The organism is Streptomyces scabiei 87.22, assembly GCF_000091305.1.
GTDB lineage: Bacteria > Actinomycetota > Actinomycetes > Streptomycetales > Streptomycetaceae > Streptomyces > Streptomyces scabiei.
Genome location: NC_013929.1, coordinates 5,771,093 through 5,786,487, shown reverse-complemented (window position 1 = coordinate 5,786,487; position 15,395 = coordinate 5,771,093). Strand labels below are relative to the sequence as shown.

15 protein-coding genes are annotated in these 15,395 nt (G+C 71.4%); 8 read left to right on the top strand and 7 right to left on the bottom strand.

Translation table 11 applies throughout. From position 1 onward, the window contains the following. Positions 1-100 precede the first annotated feature (100 nt). A complete protein-coding gene (locus SCAB_RS24820) occupies positions 101-856 on the bottom strand; it encodes an SDR family NAD(P)-dependent oxidoreductase (protein WP_037729398.1) in 756 nt (251 codons plus the stop codon). Between the two features lie 195 nt (positions 857-1,051). Between SCAB_RS24820 and SCAB_RS24815 the strand changes: the two genes are divergently transcribed. Together SCAB_RS24815 and SCAB_RS24810 are read left to right on the top strand one after the other, a co-directional pair. Then, on the top strand, positions 1,052-1,792 hold the full coding sequence (locus tag SCAB_RS24815; protein ID WP_013002818.1) for a hypothetical protein: 741 nt from the start codon (positions 1,052-1,054) through the stop codon (positions 1,790-1,792). A 179-nt stretch (positions 1,793-1,971) separates the two neighbouring features. Continuing rightward, complete coding sequence (locus SCAB_RS24810) at positions 1,972-2,763, top strand: hypothetical protein (RefSeq protein ID WP_013002817.1); 792 nt, start codon at positions 1,972-1,974, stop codon at positions 2,761-2,763. A 116-nt stretch (positions 2,764-2,879) separates the two neighbouring features. On the opposite strand, the gene SCAB_RS24805 is transcribed toward SCAB_RS24810, so the two are convergent. The 5 genes from SCAB_RS24805 to SCAB_RS24785 all read right to left on the bottom strand — a co-directional run bounded on the left by SCAB_RS24805 (position 2,880) and on the right by SCAB_RS24785 (position 7,050). Continuing rightward, on the bottom strand, positions 2,880-3,440 hold the full coding sequence (locus tag SCAB_RS24805; protein ID WP_013002816.1) for a response regulator transcription factor: 561 nt from the start codon (positions 3,438-3,440) through the stop codon (positions 2,880-2,882). Positions 3,441-4,090: 650 nt separating this feature from the next. After that, the gene (locus SCAB_RS24800) at positions 4,091-4,483 is read right to left on the bottom strand and encodes a hypothetical protein (protein ID WP_013002815.1); all 393 of its coding nucleotides are present in this window, start codon (positions 4,481-4,483) and stop codon (positions 4,091-4,093) included. Beyond that, a complete protein-coding gene (locus SCAB_RS24795; RefSeq protein ID WP_013002814.1) occupies positions 4,483-4,734 on the bottom strand; it encodes a hypothetical protein in 252 nt (83 codons plus the stop codon). The genes SCAB_RS24800 and SCAB_RS24795 overlap by 1 nt, the downstream gene beginning before the upstream one ends. A gap of 61 nt (positions 4,735-4,795) precedes the next feature. Continuing rightward, on the bottom strand, positions 4,796-5,779 hold the full coding sequence (locus SCAB_RS24790) for an LLM class F420-dependent oxidoreductase (RefSeq protein ID WP_013002813.1): 984 nt from the start codon (positions 5,777-5,779) through the stop codon (positions 4,796-4,798). Next, the gene (locus SCAB_RS24785; RefSeq protein ID WP_013002812.1) at positions 5,776-7,050 is read right to left on the bottom strand and encodes an amidohydrolase family protein; all 1,275 of its coding nucleotides are present in this window, start codon (positions 7,048-7,050) and stop codon (positions 5,776-5,778) included. The genes SCAB_RS24790 and SCAB_RS24785 overlap by 4 nt, the downstream gene beginning before the upstream one ends. 165 nt (positions 7,051-7,215) lie before the next feature. Here SCAB_RS24785 and SCAB_RS24780 point away from each other — a divergent pair, with 165 nt between their 5' ends. The 3 genes from SCAB_RS24780 (at position 7,216) to SCAB_RS24770 (ending at position 11,136) form a co-directional block, all read left to right on the top strand. After that, positions 7,216-10,218 (top strand): AfsR/SARP family transcriptional regulator, encoded by a 3,003-nt coding sequence (locus SCAB_RS24780; protein ID WP_041669599.1) that lies wholly within the window; start codon positions 7,216-7,218, stop codon positions 10,216-10,218. Between the two features lie 203 nt (positions 10,219-10,421). Next, the gene (locus tag SCAB_RS48640) at positions 10,422-10,640 is read left to right on the top strand and encodes a hypothetical protein (RefSeq protein ID WP_013002810.1); all 219 of its coding nucleotides are present in this window, start codon (positions 10,422-10,424) and stop codon (positions 10,638-10,640) included. 94 nt (positions 10,641-10,734) lie between these two features. Beyond that, a complete protein-coding gene (locus SCAB_RS24770) occupies positions 10,735-11,136 on the top strand; it encodes a DUF6247 family protein (protein WP_013002809.1) in 402 nt (133 codons plus the stop codon). A 62-nt stretch (positions 11,137-11,198) separates the two neighbouring features. Here the strand turns inward: SCAB_RS24770 and SCAB_RS24765 are convergent, their stop codons facing one another. Beyond that, a complete protein-coding gene (locus SCAB_RS24765) occupies positions 11,199-12,863 on the bottom strand; it encodes a fatty acid--CoA ligase family protein (protein ID WP_013002808.1) in 1,665 nt (554 codons plus the stop codon). Positions 12,864-13,020: 157 nt separating this feature from the next. On the opposite strand from SCAB_RS24765, the gene SCAB_RS24760 reads away from it, so the two are divergent. From SCAB_RS24760 to SCAB_RS24750, 3 genes are read left to right on the top strand one after another with little or no spacing between them, the layout of a single operon-like run. Continuing rightward, positions 13,021-14,169, top strand: a complete 1,149-nt coding sequence (locus tag SCAB_RS24760) for a lipid-transfer protein (protein WP_041669598.1) — start codon at positions 13,021-13,023, stop codon at positions 14,167-14,169. A gap of 30 nt (positions 14,170-14,199) precedes the next feature. Next, entirely contained in the window at positions 14,200-14,616 is a 417-nt protein-coding gene (locus SCAB_RS24755) for a Zn-ribbon domain-containing OB-fold protein (RefSeq protein ID WP_013002806.1), read from the top strand. Next, positions 14,613-15,392, top strand: coding sequence for an enoyl-CoA hydratase/isomerase family protein (locus SCAB_RS24750; protein WP_013002805.1), 780 nt, complete (start codon positions 14,613-14,615; stop codon positions 15,390-15,392). The genes SCAB_RS24755 and SCAB_RS24750 overlap by 4 nt, the downstream gene beginning before the upstream one ends. Positions 15,393-15,395 lie beyond the last annotated feature (3 nt).

Here is a 15,395-nt window from a genome sequence, read left to right as displayed (position 1 = left end):
ATCTGACTGAACGTCAGATCTCGTCACGGCCGACTGTTCCACCGGCCCCGTGGAGCGTCAATAGCTGACGTGCCGTCAGATACGCCTCTGGAGCCCGCCGTCAGACCAGGCTGACCCCGGCCAGCCAGCCGCCGTCGATCACGAACGGCTGCCCGGTGATGTAGGACGAGTCCTCGCAGGAGAGGAACAGCGCCAGGCGGGCCACCTCGTCGGGGCGGCCGATCCGGCCGAGCGGGACGCGCTTGCGGTAGAGCCTGGCGACCGTCTCGGCGGACGCCTCGTCGCCCGGGTCGGTCATCGGGGTGTCGACGGACCCGGGGCAGACCGCGTTGACCCGGATGCCCTTGCGGGCCAGCTCCAGCGCGGCGACCCGCGTGAGACCGACGATCGCGTGCTTGGTCGCGGCGTACGCGCCGACGTACGCCATCCCTGTCAGCCCCGTGTACGAGGCGGTGTTGACGATCGTGCCGCCGCCGGCCGCCTCGATCTCGGGGGCCAGGGTCTTGATACCGAGGAAGACACCGACCTGGTTGACCCGTACGACCTGCATGAACTCGTCGAGCGGGGTGTCGACGAGGGAGTTGAAGCGCAGGACGCCGGCGTTGTTGACGAGGCCGTCGACACGGCCGTAGGCACTCTTGGTGGCGGCCACGGCCGCCGCCCAGTCGTCCTCGCGGCCGACGTCGAGGTGGGCGTAGAGCGCGCCGATCTCCTTGGCGAGGGCCTCCCCCCGGTCGTCGAGGACGTCGGCGACGACCACCTCGGCCCCCTCGGCCCGGAACAGCCGGGCCTCCTGCTCGCCCTGGCCGCGTGCGGCGCCTGTGACGAGGACGACACGTCCGTCGAGCTTGCCCATGTGGACTCCCTTCGCGGTGCGTTGGCCGAGGTCAGGGTATCGCGTGAGCTGACGTAGCGTCAGATACGTGCACGGCGCTTGCGTTTGCGATGCGAAGTGACCCGGGAGTAGGGACATTTGACTCTGTCCCCTGTCTGTATACGGCCCCAATAATCCTCCATCGGAAGGTAAAGCAACCCTCAAGGAGAGACAGCCATGGCAGCCAAGAGGCGCTTCAAGAACAAGAAGGTCCGGTACCTGGCGATCGGTGCCTCACTTGTGACCGGTACAGCTGTCGCGGCCGTTCTGCTGCCGTCGGCCAGCGCGGCCGAGGAGAAGACGCCGGACCAGATCATGCGAATGTGCGAGAGGACCGCCAAGCTCAACGGAAAGCAGCAGGAGACACGTGATTTCGGGGGCGGCCTCGGGGACGGCTTCGAATCCGACACCTGTGATTTCGTCGAGACGAACTTCGAGACCTTCGACGGTCCCACGGAGAAGGTCACCGTCGACTTCCCGAACTGCGAGCCGAACGCCACCGAACCGTCGAAGGTGACCACCACGTTCTCGAAGGCGGTGGGTCAGGGCGAGGGCAAGTACACCGCGACCCAGCAGGGCGCCCTCGGCGGCCTCTTCGGCGCGCTGAGCGGCGGCTGGGTGAAGCACAAGGGCACGCTGGACATGACGGTCAAGACGGCGACCGCCAGCGAGTCGGAACAGCGGGAGGTCCCCGTCGGCAAGGTGATGCACGTGACGTTCACGCCGAAGATGCAGCGCATGACCGGCGAGTGGCGCGTGCACCTGGACGCCGATCCCGGCAGCTTCGCCGTGAACCCCAGCCCCGAGCAGAACTTCGTCGCGCCGGAGGTCGTCGAGGGTCCGGTCATCCTGGAGAGCGCCGCGGGCACGCCCGGACTCGCGGACGGCACCAGCAAGGTCGTCCTGGAGGACTGCTGACCGGGGCCGGCCCCCGACGCACCCTGATCGACCCGCCTCCTCCCGCAGGCCGCTCCCCGCGCCGCACCCTCCCCACCCCTCCCGGGGCACCCCTCCCCTCCCGGGACACCTCTTCTCGGGGCAGCCCTCCAGGGCCCCCACCAGCACTCATCCCCCCTTCACCCTCGCAGGAGACCCACATGACACGCACCGGGCGCAGCGGCAACCACCGCAGCAAGAAGAAGCGCATCACCCTCATGCTGGCGCCGGTCGCCGCCCTCGGACTGGCCGGCACGCTGATGTACAGCGCGGGGGCCGCCACCCCGAACGAGGTGGCCGCGGACTGCCGTACGGACTCGGACAAGCTGGCGAACTGCGAGTTCGTCGACGTCCAGGCCAAGCGCGACAGCCTCGGCCCCAACGAGCGGGTCACCTCGGTGACCGACAACTGCGGGGTCACCACCGCGGCGACGAAGACCTTCAGCGGCACGGCGTCCGTGACCCGCGTCATCCAGCTGGAGGACGGCTTCAACACGGACGGCAGCACGAAGCTGGCCAGTTCCGTCTTCGAGATCGGCGTCAAGTTCGCCACCCAGGAGTTCAACATCAAGCGCGACGACACCACGTCGTCGTTCTCGTTCTCCCGTTCCGACACGGTGAAGGCCGACCACATCGCCTTCTTCATGTGGTCCCACAAGCGCACCGACGTGAGCGGCTTCCTCAAGGCCACCTACAAGGAGGCCCAGGACGGCCAGACGGTGTTCTTCTCGCCCAGTGAGGGGGCGACGAGCGTGCACGTCTTCTATCCGCAGCTGCTGGCCAGCGGAACTCCGGACGGCCGCCTCTGGCTGCGCAATGTGCAGTGCGGTACGCCTCAGGCCAATGGGATCATCAACAGCGAGGGAAGTGTGCGCGCCGAACCCGGATTCGAGCAGGGCGGCGAGAACGTGACCGACATCGAGATCCCGCTCTCCGAAGTGACCATTCAATAGCGTCCGGAGAAACCCGAGTAATCCCCCGTGCTCTGCGCGGGGGATTTTTTATGCGGTCTCCGATAAACGCGTCCGTACGTATCGAAGTCTTCTCCAGGACCCTCAGCCGAGTGTTCTCATACGCGAACTCCCGGTGCCGCTCCCAGCCATCTCAGCACGGCCTCCGTGCCCCCTCGGGCATCCAGCTTGGCGTAGATGTTGCTGAGGTTGTTGCGCACGGTCTTCTCGCTCAGCGACAGACGCAGGCCGATCTCCTGGGCGCCGAGGCCGGTGGAGAGCAGTTCCATGATCTGCCGCTCGCGGGGCGAGAGCAGGGAGCGCAGCCGCTCCCTCTCCTCCCCGTGCCCGGGCAGGTGCCGGGCCGCGTCCCGGATGGCGGCGCAGGCGACGGGCGAGAAGTACGTGTGGCCCACGGTGGCGGCCACGACCGCGGAGGAGAGCATGCAGGTGCAGTAGTCGCCGTCGACCAGATAGCCGGCCCCGCCCCGGAACACCTCCACGACCGTCTCGGCGTCCCGGCGGGGGCTGACGACGATCACCGGGGCGCTCATGGGCCCCATGGCCTTCAGCAGCACCGCGAAGGACTCCGCCGGGTCCTCGCAGCGCAGCACGACGACGTCGGCCCCGGTCCCGCGGAGTTCGCGGTAGGGGGGCGGGACGAGCAGCGCGCTGCTCACGTACCGGTCGTCGGGGGCCGGCCAGCCCTCGTGCGGCCACTGGCCCGGGGCACAGGCCAGGGCGACGGACAGGCCGGGGGGCGACGGTGCCGCCGGGCGGGGTGGGCGTGCCGGGACTCGGGTGGGTTGTGCGGGAACAGCCGAAACGGGGGTGCCTGCGTGCTGGGACGTTCTGACGTGCCGGGGGGATCGCACCTCGCGTGTCCTTCCGCCGAAGCCATGACTCCCCTACATACGTGACTCCGGGGTCAGTTGTTCGAAATTTCAAGAACGAAAAGCGAAGCTGTCTGACAGGTTCACCGGCCCCGCCAACGGGACGGCCGAAACCCCTCTGTCCTGAACTCCCCTGCTCAGCAGCCGAGTTCAGGTGCGGGGCGGTCTGGGTCGCGGGCAGGACGGGTTCGTGCGGAGCGGACGGGCGGTAGGGTCCGGGCGTGCGTTGATCCGCCGGGCGGCGGCCGAGTGCCGCCGCAGAGGACGCGGGCGACACCGGCGACTCCGGCGAGTCCCGTGGCCGCCCGGTTCGGCATACCCACACGACTGATGCGGCCACGGTAGGGGGGCCGGCGCGATGGCCGGAGCCGCACCCGGCCGGGCAGGTCCAGGCAGGCCCTTTGCCGCGCGGGCCGGGCGGCGCCGAGACCGCGAGGTCAGACCTTGACGATCTCGATGGCCTGCCCGCAGAGCAGACCGATGTCCTCGGGGTCGGAGGTGAGGACGGTGACCGGTCCCGGCACGGAGCGTGCGACGGCGGAGAGGACGGCATCGATGGCGTACTTGTGCCCACCGAGCCCGCGCTCGCGCAACAGTGCCGCAGCACGGTCGGTGACATCCTTGGTGACATCATGGACGTCGATCCGCGAGAGGACCCAGCGGATCCGGGCCGGATGGATGGGTTCGTAGTCCGCCTCAAGCGTTGTCATGGCAGTCGTGGCGACCCTGACACCTTCCTCCAGGGCCGCCTGGACAAGAGCCATGACCGTCCGGTCCTTGAGGTAGAGCTTGGACAAGCCCTCGCTGTCCAGAAGAAGCGTGCCGGGCATCAGGCGGCGGCACCGCCCGTGTCACGCCGATCATGGCGCAGCACAGCCCGAGCCGATTCGACTTCTTCCCGCGACAGCGGGTCATTGTCGGTCTCGAAGTCGGTGACGATGTCATGCAGCTTGTCCATGGCCACACGCTGCTCCAGCGCTTCGGCCACATAGGCCGAGAAGCCCCCGGGACCCACCTGTGCGCGCACAGCCTCGGCCAGACCCTCGGGAAGACTGACAGAATATTTCTTGCTACCACTCATACGCCACATGCTACCAGAGGTAGCAAGTTACCCCTGTCTCGCCGATCACCATCGGCAGACCTCACGAGGTCCTCGCAGAGTCCTCCTGTAGCAACGGCCCCACCTCGGCCCCGAACACCCCCACCTGGTCCACGAGTTCACTCACCCCCCGGCTCCGGAAGCGCACCTGGATCTGGTTCACCCCCATCGCCCCGTACGCGCGCAGGGAGTCGGCGAGGGCGGCCGGGCCGCCCGTGAGGGTGCGGCGGCCGACCTCCCAGGACGGGGTGCCCATGTACAGCGGCTCGGTGATCGCGCCGATGGTGAGCGGGGTGGTGACGCCGGCCTCCTCCCGCAGGCGGCGCAGGCGGGCGATCTGGGCCGGGAGGCGGTCGCGGGGGTCGCCCTGGGGGAGCCAGCCGTCGCCCCGTACGGCGGCCCGGCGGACGGCGGCGGGGGACGAACCGCCGACCCACACCGGGACGCGGGCCTGGGCGGGTCGCGGGCGCTGGCCCAGGTCCTCGAAGTCGTAGAGCTTGCCGTGGTGGGAGGGGAACTCGTCCGGGCCGAGGGCCGCGCGCAGGGCGTCCACGCACTCGTCCAGGACCGCGCCCCGGCGTTCGAAGTCCACTCCCAGCGCCTCGAACTCCTCGCGTACGTGACCGGCGCCCACGCCGAGGACCAGCCGGCCTCCGGAGAGGTGGTCGAGAGTGGCGTACTGCTTGGCCGTCAGGAGCGGGTGGCGCAGGCCGACCACCGCGACATGGCTGAGCAGCCGGACCCGTTCGGTGACGGCGGCCAGGTAGGCGAGCGTGGCGACGGGGTCGTACCAGACCGTGCTCATCGCGGGCGCGAGGCGGCGCGGTACGGCCACGTGGTCGCAGGCGGCGATGTACGCGAACCCGGCCCGGTCGGCGGCGCGCGCGATCTCCGCCAGGTCCTCCGGTCCGGCGTCCGCCTCCCAGGGCTCGGCGTAGAGGGTGCTCTGCGACTGGACCGGCAGCTGCAACCCGTAGGCGAGCCCGGCGCCGGACCCGTCCGGCCGCCCTTCCCCGGCGGCGCTCACCTCGCGCTCCCCGGCCCCGCCCACAGCCCCTCCTTCGTCAGGCCCAGCAGTTCGATCGCGTTCCGGCGCACGATGCGGTCCACGACGTCGGGGTCCAGGTGGCCCATCTGCGCCTCGCCGACCTGCCGCGACTCGGGCCAGGTGGAGTCGGAGTGGGGGTAGTCGGTCTCGTACAGCACGTTGCCGACGCCTATCGCGTCGATGTTCTTCAGCCCGAACGCGTCGTCGAAGAAGCAGCCGTAGACGTGGTCGGCGAAGAGTTCCGACGGCGGCCGGTGGACCTTGTCGGCCACCCCGCCCCAGCCCCGGTTCTCCTCCCACACCACGTCGGCGCGCTCCAGGATGTAGGGGATCCAGCCGATCTGGCCCTCGGCGTACATCACCCGGAGGTTGGGGAAGCGTTCGAACTTGCCGCTCATCAGCCAGTCGACCATCGAGAAGCAGCAGTTGGCGAAGGTGATCGTGGAGCCGACGGCGGGCGGCGCGTCGGCGGAGGTCGACGGCATCCGGCTCGACGAGCCGATGTGCATCGCCACGACCGTGCCGGTCTCGTCGCAGGCGGCGAGGAAGGGGTCCCAGTCGTCGGTGTGGACGGAGGGCAGACCGAGGTGCGGGGGTATCTCGGAGAAGGCCACGGCCCGCACGCCGCGCGCCGCGTTCCGGCGCACCTCCGCCGCCGCCAGCTCCGCGTCCCACAGCGGGATGAGGGTCAGCGGGATCAGCCGGCCCCGGGCGTCGGGGCCGCACCACTCCTCCACCATCCAGTCGTTGTAGGCCCGCACGCCCAGCAGCCCCAGTTCGCGGTCGGCCGCCTCGGTGAACGTCTGGCCGCAGAAGCGCGGGAAGGTCGGGAAGCAGAGGGCCGACTGGACGTGGTTGACGTCCATGTCCGCGAGGCGCTGCGGGACGTCGTACGAGCCGGGGCGCATCTGCTCGTAGGTGATGATCTCCAGCTTGATCTCGTCCCTGGAGTAGCCGACGGCGGTGTCGAGGCGGGTCAGCGGGCGGTGCAGGTCCTCGTAGACCCACCAGTCGCCGATCGGGCCGTCGTCTCCGGGAGCGCCCATCACGGGCTTGAAGCGGCCGCCGAGGAACGTCATCTCCTTCAGCGGCGCGCGGACGATCCGGGGGGCCGTGTCCAGGTACTTCTTCGGGAGCCTGTCCTGCCAGACGTTCGGCGGCTCCACCGTGTGGTCGTCGACGGAGATGATCTTCGGGAACGGGGCGGGGGCGGTGGCGGGATCCGTGGCGCTCGTCTCCAAGGTGTCCATGTCCGCCACGGTAGCGCTGATCTGACGACCCGTCAGTAACTCGTTCGCCCGCGTGGAGCTGGTGACACGCCGGTGGCTCCCTGTGATCGAGCCCTCCCACGGCTGACGGATCCGCCATGGGCAAGGCAAACTGGCTCGTGCACCAAGGAGGCTTGGGAGACGTCGATGGGTGGTGAACCGGGAGTGCCGCAGAGCGGTGTGCCGCGCGTGCCGGAGCAGAGGGCTGCCGTGGACGCAACGGTTCCGGAACCGGCCCCCCAGCCGCCGGCCGACCTGCGCTTCGCCGTGCTCGGACCCGTACGGGCCTGGCGCGGCACCGAATCCCTCGCCACCGGTTCGCCCCAGCAACGGGCCCTGCTGGCCGCACTGTTGCTGCGCGAGGGCCGCACGGCCACCGCGCACGAGCTGATCGACGCCCTGTGGGGCGACGACCCGCCCTCGCAGGCGCTGGCGGCGGTGCGGACGTACGCCTCGCGGCTGCGCAAGGTGCTGCCCGGGGTGCTGGTCAGCGAGTCCGGCGGCTACGCGGTCCGCGGGCTGCCCGGCGGCGCGCTGGACCTGGCCGCGGCCCAGGAACTGGCCGCCGACGCCGAGAAGGCCCGGAGCTCCGGCGATCTGCTCCGGGCCCGCGAGCTGCTGAACAGGGCGCTGGGACTGTGGGACGGCGAAGTCCTGGCGAGCGTGCCGGGACCGTACGCGGAGACCCAGCGCGCCCGTCTGGAGGAGTGGCGTCTCCAACTCGCCGAGTCCCGCCTCGACATGGACCTGGAGCAGGGCTGCCACGCGGAGGCGGTCTCCGAGCTGACCGCCCTCACCGCTGCCCATCCTTTGCGCGAGCGACTGCGCGAACTGCTGATGCTGGCGCTGTACCGCAGCGGACGGCAGGCCGAGGCCCTCGCGGTGTACGCCGACACCCGCCGCCTGCTCGCCGACGAACTGGGCGTGGACCCCCGCCCGGGTCTGCGGGAGCTGCAGCAGCGCATCCTCCAGGCGGACCCGGGCCTCGCGGAGCCCTCCGCGCCTCTCGCGGCCGAGACCTCCGCGACCCCGGTCCGGCCCGCCCAACTGCCCGCCACCGTGCCCGACTTCACCGGCCGCGCCGCGTTCGTGAAGGATCTGAGCGAGGTGCTGGCGGAGGCGTCCGGCGCCGAGGGCCAGGTGATGTCGGTGTCCGCGCTGGCGGGTATCGGCGGCGTCGGCAAGACGACACTCGCCGTGCACGTGGCCCACCAGGCCCGGTCGTCCTTCCCCGACGGGCAGCTGTACGTCGACCTCCAGGGCGCCGGCGCCCGGCCCGCCGAGCCGGAGACGGTCCTCGGCTCGTTCCTGCGCGCGCTCGGCACGGCCGACTCCGCGATCCCGGACTCCCTGGAGGAGCGGGCCGCGCTGTACCGGTCGGTCCTGGACGGCCGCCGGGTCCTGGTGCTGCTCGACAACGCGCGGGACGCGGCCCAGGTACGGCCGCTGCTGCCCGGCACGGCGGGCTGCGCGGCCCTGGTCACCGCCCGGGTGCGGATGGTGGACCTGGCCGGCGCCCACCTCGTCGACCTCGACGTGATGTCGCCGGACGAGGCCCTGCAGCTCTTCACGAGGATCGTCGGCGAGGAGCGCGTCGCGGCGGAGCGCAAGGCCGCGCTCGACGTCGTCGCGGCCTGCGGCTTCCTGCCGCTCGCCATCCGTATCGCCGCGTCACGGCTGGCGGCGCGCAGAACGTGGACGGTGTCCGTCCTCGCCGCCAAACTCGCCGACGAGCGGCGCCGGCTGGACGAGCTTCAGGCCGGTGACCTGGCGGTGAAGGCCACCTTCGAGCTGGGCTACGGCCAGCTGGAGCCCGCCCAGGCCCGCGCCTTCCGCCTCCTCGGCCTCGCGGACGGCCCGGACATCTCGCTGGCCGCGGCGGCCGCCGTGCTGGACCTGCCGCCGGAGGAGACCGAGGACCTGCTGGAGATCCTCGTCGACACGTCCCTCCTGGAATCCGCCGCCCCCGGCCGCTACCGCTTCCACGACCTCGTCCGCCTCTACGCGCGTGCATGCGCCGAACGCGACGAACAGCCGCCGAGCGTGGGGAGCGCGGCGATGTCCCGGCTGCTGGACTTCTATCTGGCGACGGCGACGCGGGTGTACGCGATCGAGCGGCCGGGGGACCGGACGGTGGACCACCTGGAGGCGACGGAGCGGGCGGGCCACGAGTTCAGTGACGACATGAAGGCACTCGACTGGCTGCATTCGGAAGCGGCCTCCATCCTGGCGTGCGTCCAGCAGTCGCTGGGCTCCGACACCCTGCGCCGCAGTGTCGATCTCCTTCTGGCGTCGAAGGATCTGGCGGAGTCGGGGGCGAGTTCGCTCCGCTACGAAACGGCGACCGTCGCCGCGCGGGACGCGGCGGCCGCGTTGGGGGACGCCCATGCGGAGGGGCGCGCCCGTACGACCCTGGCCCAGGTTCTCAGCCGCGCCGGGCGGTTCGACGAGGCGCATCCGGAAGCGGAGCGCGCGATCGAACTGGGACGGCGGACAGGTGACCCCTGGACGTGCGGCAACGCCCAGAACGAGCAGGGGATCATCGCCAACTGCCGTAATCAGCGCACCGTCAGCGAGGCGCATCTTCTCGAAGCGATCAAGGCGTTCCGTGCCGACGGCAACCGGCCGGGCGAGGCCAGCGCGCTGTGCAACCTCTCGCGCGTGCTCGTCTCGCTCGGCCGTACGGCCGTGGCCATCGACCTGGTCCGCCAGGGCATCGCCATCTACGACGAGCTGGGGCTCACCTTCCGGCTGGCCAACGCGCGGTACGCCCTCGGCATCGCGCTGAGTCATGCCGACCGCAAGGGCGAGGCCCTGGAGCAACTCGCACAGGCGCTCGGTATGTTCGTGCAGAATCGCCAGCGATTGTGGGAAGGCGCGACCCACTTCCGTATCGCCCAGGTACACCTCTCTGCCCGTAGGCCGGCCCAGGCCGCGCAGCACGCCGAGCAGGCGCTGACGACCGGGTGCATCGGCGGTGAATGGATGCGCGCCAACATCCTGACCCTGCTCGGCCGTTCACTCGACAGCCTCGGGCAGGCCGACCGCGCGCGAGCGTGCTGGCGGGAGGCTCTGGCGATCTACGAAGCGTCCCGTGCGCCCGAGGCTGCGGAACTGAGGGCGCTCCTGCGTCCGTTCGCGGCGGCCTGATCGTGATCGTCCGCGCGTTCATCGAACGTTTATGAGCAGCTGCCACTCTTCGATTCATCGATCCGTCGCGTCGGGGGGCAGGCGGGTCTCGTGGGCCTCACCCATAGGGTGAGCGCCCCGGGAACGCCCGTTCGGCGACCCTCGGGGGAGTTACCGAACGGGCGTTCCGCCCAATGCTTGACAATCTCATGGGGGTACCAGCAATGAGCACCAAGAAGACGAAGCAGGACGCGAGCACGGCGGGCACGGCGGCCGAGGAGATCAGGACCCTCGACAGCCACATGCCCGCCCCGCCGAAGGAGGGTGGCGGCCTCGCCACCCCGCAGGACAGCCACATGCCCGCCCCGCCCGCCGACGACACCATCACCACCAAGGACAGCCACATGCCCGCCCCGCCGGCTCTGGACCTGGGCGGCAAGTAGACCTTCTCCTGACGGGGGATCGGCCGCGGTGGCGCGGAGGGGGAGCCACCGCGGCCGAGGTGTGTCCGGGGGCGGTGCTCAGGGAGGGACGAGGATGATCACAGCGCCTGCCGGGCCGGGCACGCCCGTCGTGCCCCGGCCGGAGAGGACCCCGCCCGCGCTGCGCGCGGCCCTGGCGCGGGTCGCGCCGCACCGCCTGGGCGAGATGGACCGGCAGAAGGACGAGGCCATCACCCTGGCCGCCCGCACGGGCAGCCTGGGCCCGATCACGCGCTTCCTCGAAACCTGGGCCGTCACCGTCGAGATCGCCCGGCACCCCGCCACGGCCGCCCGCCTGCACACCGCGGAGCACACGGCCCGCACCGTCGGCCACGACGACCCTGCCTGGCGCGAGGCGATGCACGAGATCCGCGACCTGCACGCGACGGCCCTGAGATCGCTCGATCAGGAACCGCCCGGCCAGGAGCCGACCGAACGGACGGCGGCCGACCGGTAGCAGGCCGGCCGCGTACGGGCGCAGGCGCGGGCGCAGGCGGACGATCCCGCGCCGCCCACCCCTCACCGCCCCCGCAGCTCCCCCTTCACCACCTTCCCGCTCGCGTTCCGCGGCAGTTCCCTCATGAACTCCACCGATCTCGGCACCTTGTAGTTGGCCATCTCGCGCCGGGACCAGGCGATGAGGTCGTCGGCGGTGACGTGGGAGCCGGGGCGGCGTACGACGTAGGCCCTGCCGACCTCGCCGAGGCGGGTGTCGGGGACGCCGACGACCGCCACGTCGGCCACGTCCGGGTGGAGGCCGAGGAGCTGCTCGATCTCCGCCGGGTACGCGTTGAAGCCGCCGACGATGAACATGTCCTTGATGCGGTCGGTGATCCGGAGGTTGCCCGCCTCGTCGAGGACACCTACGTCACCGGTGCGGAGCCAGCCGTCGGAGGTGACCGCACGGGCGGTCTCGGCCGGGTCCTCGAAGTAGCCACGCATGACGTTGAAGCCGCGGACGAGCACCTCGCCCGGCGAGCCCGCGGGCAGGGCGGACCCCAGCGGGTCCACGACCCGCACCTCCGTCCCCGGTATCGCCCGCCCGGACGTCGAGGCGATCACCGACGGCTCGTCGCCACGCCGGCACATCGTGACGATGCCGGACGCCTCGGACAGGCCGTACGCCGTCAGGACGGTGTCCACGCGCAGCTCCGCCCGCAGCCGTTCGACCAGACGCAGCGGCACCACCGCGGCGCCGGTCACCACGAGGCGCAGGGAGCCGAGGTCGTAGTCGTCGCGGGCGGGGTGGTCCAGGAGGGACTGGTGGAGGGTGGGCGGGCCGGGCAGGACGGTGACGCGTTCCGCCGCCACGTTGGCCATCGCCGTCTCCACGTTGAACACCGGCTGCGGGATCATCGTCGCGCCCCGCATGAGGCAGGCGATCACGCCCGCCTTGTAGCCGAAGGTGTGGAAGAAGGGGTTCACGATGAGGTAGCGGTCGCCGCGGCGCAGCCCGGCCAGCTCGCTCCACACCTCGTACGCCCGCAGGGTCTGCGCGTGGCTGATCACCACGCCCTTGGACCGGCCCGTGGTGCCGGAGGTGAAGACGATGTCGGACGGGGAGTCCCCGGTCAGTGCCTCCGCCCGCTCCCGCACCGCCCGCTCCCCCACCCCGTCGCCGCTCGCGAGGAAGTCCTTCCAGGTGCGGAAGTCGGCGGGCGCGTCGTCGGCCAGCACCACCACCTGTTCCAGGTGCGGGAGTGCGGGCAGCGGTCCCGGCCGCTCGCACACGCTCCCGGCGCCCCGCGCCCGCAGCCGCCCGCCGTCCGCGCCGGCGGCCCGCCGCAGCGAGGCCACGTACGACGTCCCGAGGAACGTCCCGGTGACGAACAGCAGCCTTGCCCGGCTGCGCGCCAGCACGTCCGCCGCCTCGCCGCCCTTGAAGCGGGTGTTCAGCGGGACGAGCACCGCGCCCGCCGAGACCGCGCCGAGCGCGGAGACGATCCAGTCGAGGGAGTTCGGCGCCCAGAGGGCGACCCGGTCGCCGGTCCGGACGCCGTTCGCGACGCACGCGGCCGCCGCGCGTTCCACCCGCGCGCCGAGCTCCGCGTACGTCACCCGCGTACGCCCGTCGACGACGGCCTCGTCCCCGCCGAACCGCCGGGCCGCCGAGCGGACCAGCCCGGGGACGGTCCCCCACGCCTCCCGTCCCAGGTCCGCGCGTCCCTCCACCTCACCGATCACAGCAGCCTCCGTAGCGAGAAACCAGTGTCCAAGTGCTGCCCGGGCATGAGCTGACTACCCGTCAGATTAGCTGTACCCTGACGGACTGTCAGCAGCCGACAGCCCCTGTGCGGAGGTGTGCTCCGCAGCCTGTGCGGAGGTGTGCCCCATGGCTCCCATGGCCGTGCTCAAGGACGCGACGGCGATCGTCGGCATCGGCCAGACCGCCTTCGCCAGGCAACTGCCGGAGACGGAACGGACCTTGGCGTGCCGGGCGATCCTCGCCGCACTCGACGACGCGGGAATAGCCCCGGACGAGGTCGACGCGCTCGCCTCGTACACGATGGAGGAGACGGACGAGGTCGAGGTCGCCAAGGCGCTCGGTCTCGGTGACCTCACCTTCTTCAGCAAGGTCGGCTACGGGGGCGGCGGTTCGTGCGCCACGGTCGCGCATCTGGCCGCCGCGATCGCGACCGGCCAGGCCACGGTCGGCGTCGCCTGGCGGTCCCGCAAACGCGGCTCGGGCCCCCGCCCGTGGAAGAACACCACGGTCCAGCTCCCCACCCCCGCGCAGTGGACCCGCCCCTACGGTCTGCTCCGCCCCGCCGACGAGATCGCCATGCTCGCCCGCCGCCACATGCACGAGTACGGCACCACCCGCGACCACCTCTTCAACGTCGCCCTGGCCTGCCGCAACCGGGCGAACCAGAACCCGGCCGCGATCATGTACGAGCGCCCCCTGACCCGCGAGATGTACATGAACTCCCGCTGGATCAGCGAACCCCTCTGCCTCTTCGACAACTGCCTGGAGACGGACGGGGCGTTGGCCTGCGTCGTGGTCTCCGCCGAGCGCGCCCGAGACTGCCGCCGCACCCCCGTCTATGTCCACTCCGCCGCCCAGGGCCTGCCCGCCCAGCACCACGGCATGGTCAACTACTGGAACGACGACCCCCTGACCGGCCCCGCCTGGACCGCCGCCCGGCACCTGTGGAAACACGCGGACATCACCCCGGACGACATCGACGTGGCCCAGATCTACGACGCGTTCACCGCGCTGATCCCCCTCTCCCTGGAGGGCTACGGCTTCTGCGGCCGGGGCGAGGGCGGCGCGTTCACGGAGGGCGGCGCCCTGGAGAGCGGCGGCCGGCTGCCCCTCAACACCTCCGGGGGCGGCCTCAGCGAGGCGTACGTCCACGGGTTCAACCTGATCAACGAGGGCGTGCGGCAGCTGCGCGGCACGAGCACCGCCCAGGTACCGGGGGCGGCGGCCTGCCTGGTGACGGCGGGCGAGGGCGTCCCGACGTCGGCCCTGCTGCTGAGGAACTGAACACCGTTCGGAGTTGAAGGAGTTGAGCACATGCTGACCCCAGCCGTGGACGAGGACGGTGCCCCCTTCTGGGAGTACGCCGCCCGGGGCGAACTGCGCATCCAGGCGTGTGCCGACTGCGGCGAACTCCGCTTCCCGCCCCGGCCCTGCTGCCCCCACTGCCGCTCGTTCGCGACGACGTGGCGCCGGGTCGGCGGCCGGGGGCGCATCTGGTCGTACGTACTGCCCCACCCGCCCCTCCTCCCCGACTACGCCGAGCAGGCCCCGTACAACGTCGTCCTCGTCGAACTCGCCGACGCCCCCCGCATCCGCCTCGTCGGCAACCTGGTGAGCGCGCCGGGCGCCCGCCTCGACTCCGTCCCCGTCGACCGTCTGCGGATCGGCGCCCGGGTCCAGGTGGTCTTCACCGCCGACGGCCTCCCCCAGTGGGTACTGGAGCGGCCGTGACCCTGCGCACCACGACGGACAAGGACACGGGCGTCACCCTGCTCACCCTGGACCGCCCGGAGCGGCACAACGCCCTCGACCTGGCCACGGTCGGGCAACTGACCCTGACCTGGCAGGAGTTGCGGCACGACGACACCGTACGGGCGGTCGTCGTGACCGGCGCCGGCGACCGCGCCTTCTGCACGGGCCTCGACCGGGAGGCGGCGTCCTCCGTCCCCCAGCCGCACTCCCCCTTCACGATCGAGGACCCCCTCCTCCGGGTCGGCCCGAAATCCAACGACCTCTGGAAACCGGTGATCGCGGCGGTCAACGGCATGGCCTGCGGCGGCGCCTTCTACCTCCTCGGCGAAGCGGAGTTCCTCGTCGCGGACCCCGCGGCCACCTTCTTCGACCCCCACACCACGTACGGCATGGTCAGCGCCTTCGAGTCGATCCTCATGTCCCAGCGCATGCCGTACGGAGAGGCCACGCGCATGGCCCTGACGGGCACCGCCGAGCGGATGTCGGCCCGCAGGGCGTACGAGGTGGGCCTGGTCTCGGAGGTGACCGAACCCGGCGGATCCGTCACCGCCGCCCTCCGCTGCGCCGAGGTGATCGCCGGGTACCCGCCGGAGGCCGTCCAGGGCACGGTCCGCGCCTGCTGGGCCGCCCGGGAGACGGCACGGGCACACGCCCTCGCGTACGCCCCGCACCTCGTCTCGCTGGGCAACCTGCCGACGGACCGGCAGACGGAGCTGTTCACGGGCCGCCGGCCGGGTGGGTACCGGGTGCGGTGAACC

Excerpts from the sequence above, each read along its gene's own strand:
- SCAB_RS24770 (WP_013002809.1), top strand. The coding sequence starts at position 10,735 with ATGATCACAGCGCCTGCCGGGCCGGGCACGCCCGTCGTGCCCCGGCCG.
- SCAB_RS24785 (WP_013002812.1), bottom strand. The coding sequence starts at position 7,050 with ATGGACACCTTGGAGACGAGCGCCACGGATCCCGCCACCGCCCCCGCC.
- SCAB_RS48640 (WP_013002810.1), top strand. The coding sequence starts at position 10,422 with ATGAGCACCAAGAAGACGAAGCAGGACGCGAGCACGGCGGGCACGGCG.
- SCAB_RS24760 (WP_041669598.1), top strand. The coding sequence starts at position 13,021 with ATGGCCGTGCTCAAGGACGCGACGGCGATCGTCGGCATCGGCCAGACC.
- SCAB_RS24795 (WP_013002814.1), bottom strand. The coding sequence starts at position 4,734 with ATGAGTGGTAGCAAGAAATATTCTGTCAGTCTTCCCGAGGGTCTGGCC.
- SCAB_RS24780 (WP_041669599.1), top strand. The coding sequence starts at position 7,216 with ATGGGTGGTGAACCGGGAGTGCCGCAGAGCGGTGTGCCGCGCGTGCCG.
- SCAB_RS24820 (WP_037729398.1), bottom strand. The coding sequence starts at position 856 with ATGGGCAAGCTCGACGGACGTGTCGTCCTCGTCACAGGCGCCGCACGC.
- SCAB_RS24815 (WP_013002818.1), top strand. The coding sequence starts at position 1,052 with ATGGCAGCCAAGAGGCGCTTCAAGAACAAGAAGGTCCGGTACCTGGCG.
- SCAB_RS24755 (WP_013002806.1), top strand. The coding sequence starts at position 14,200 with ATGCTGACCCCAGCCGTGGACGAGGACGGTGCCCCCTTCTGGGAGTAC.
- SCAB_RS24800 (WP_013002815.1), bottom strand. The coding sequence starts at position 4,483 with ATGCCCGGCACGCTTCTTCTGGACAGCGAGGGCTTGTCCAAGCTCTAC.
- SCAB_RS24810 (WP_013002817.1), top strand. The coding sequence starts at position 1,972 with ATGACACGCACCGGGCGCAGCGGCAACCACCGCAGCAAGAAGAAGCGC.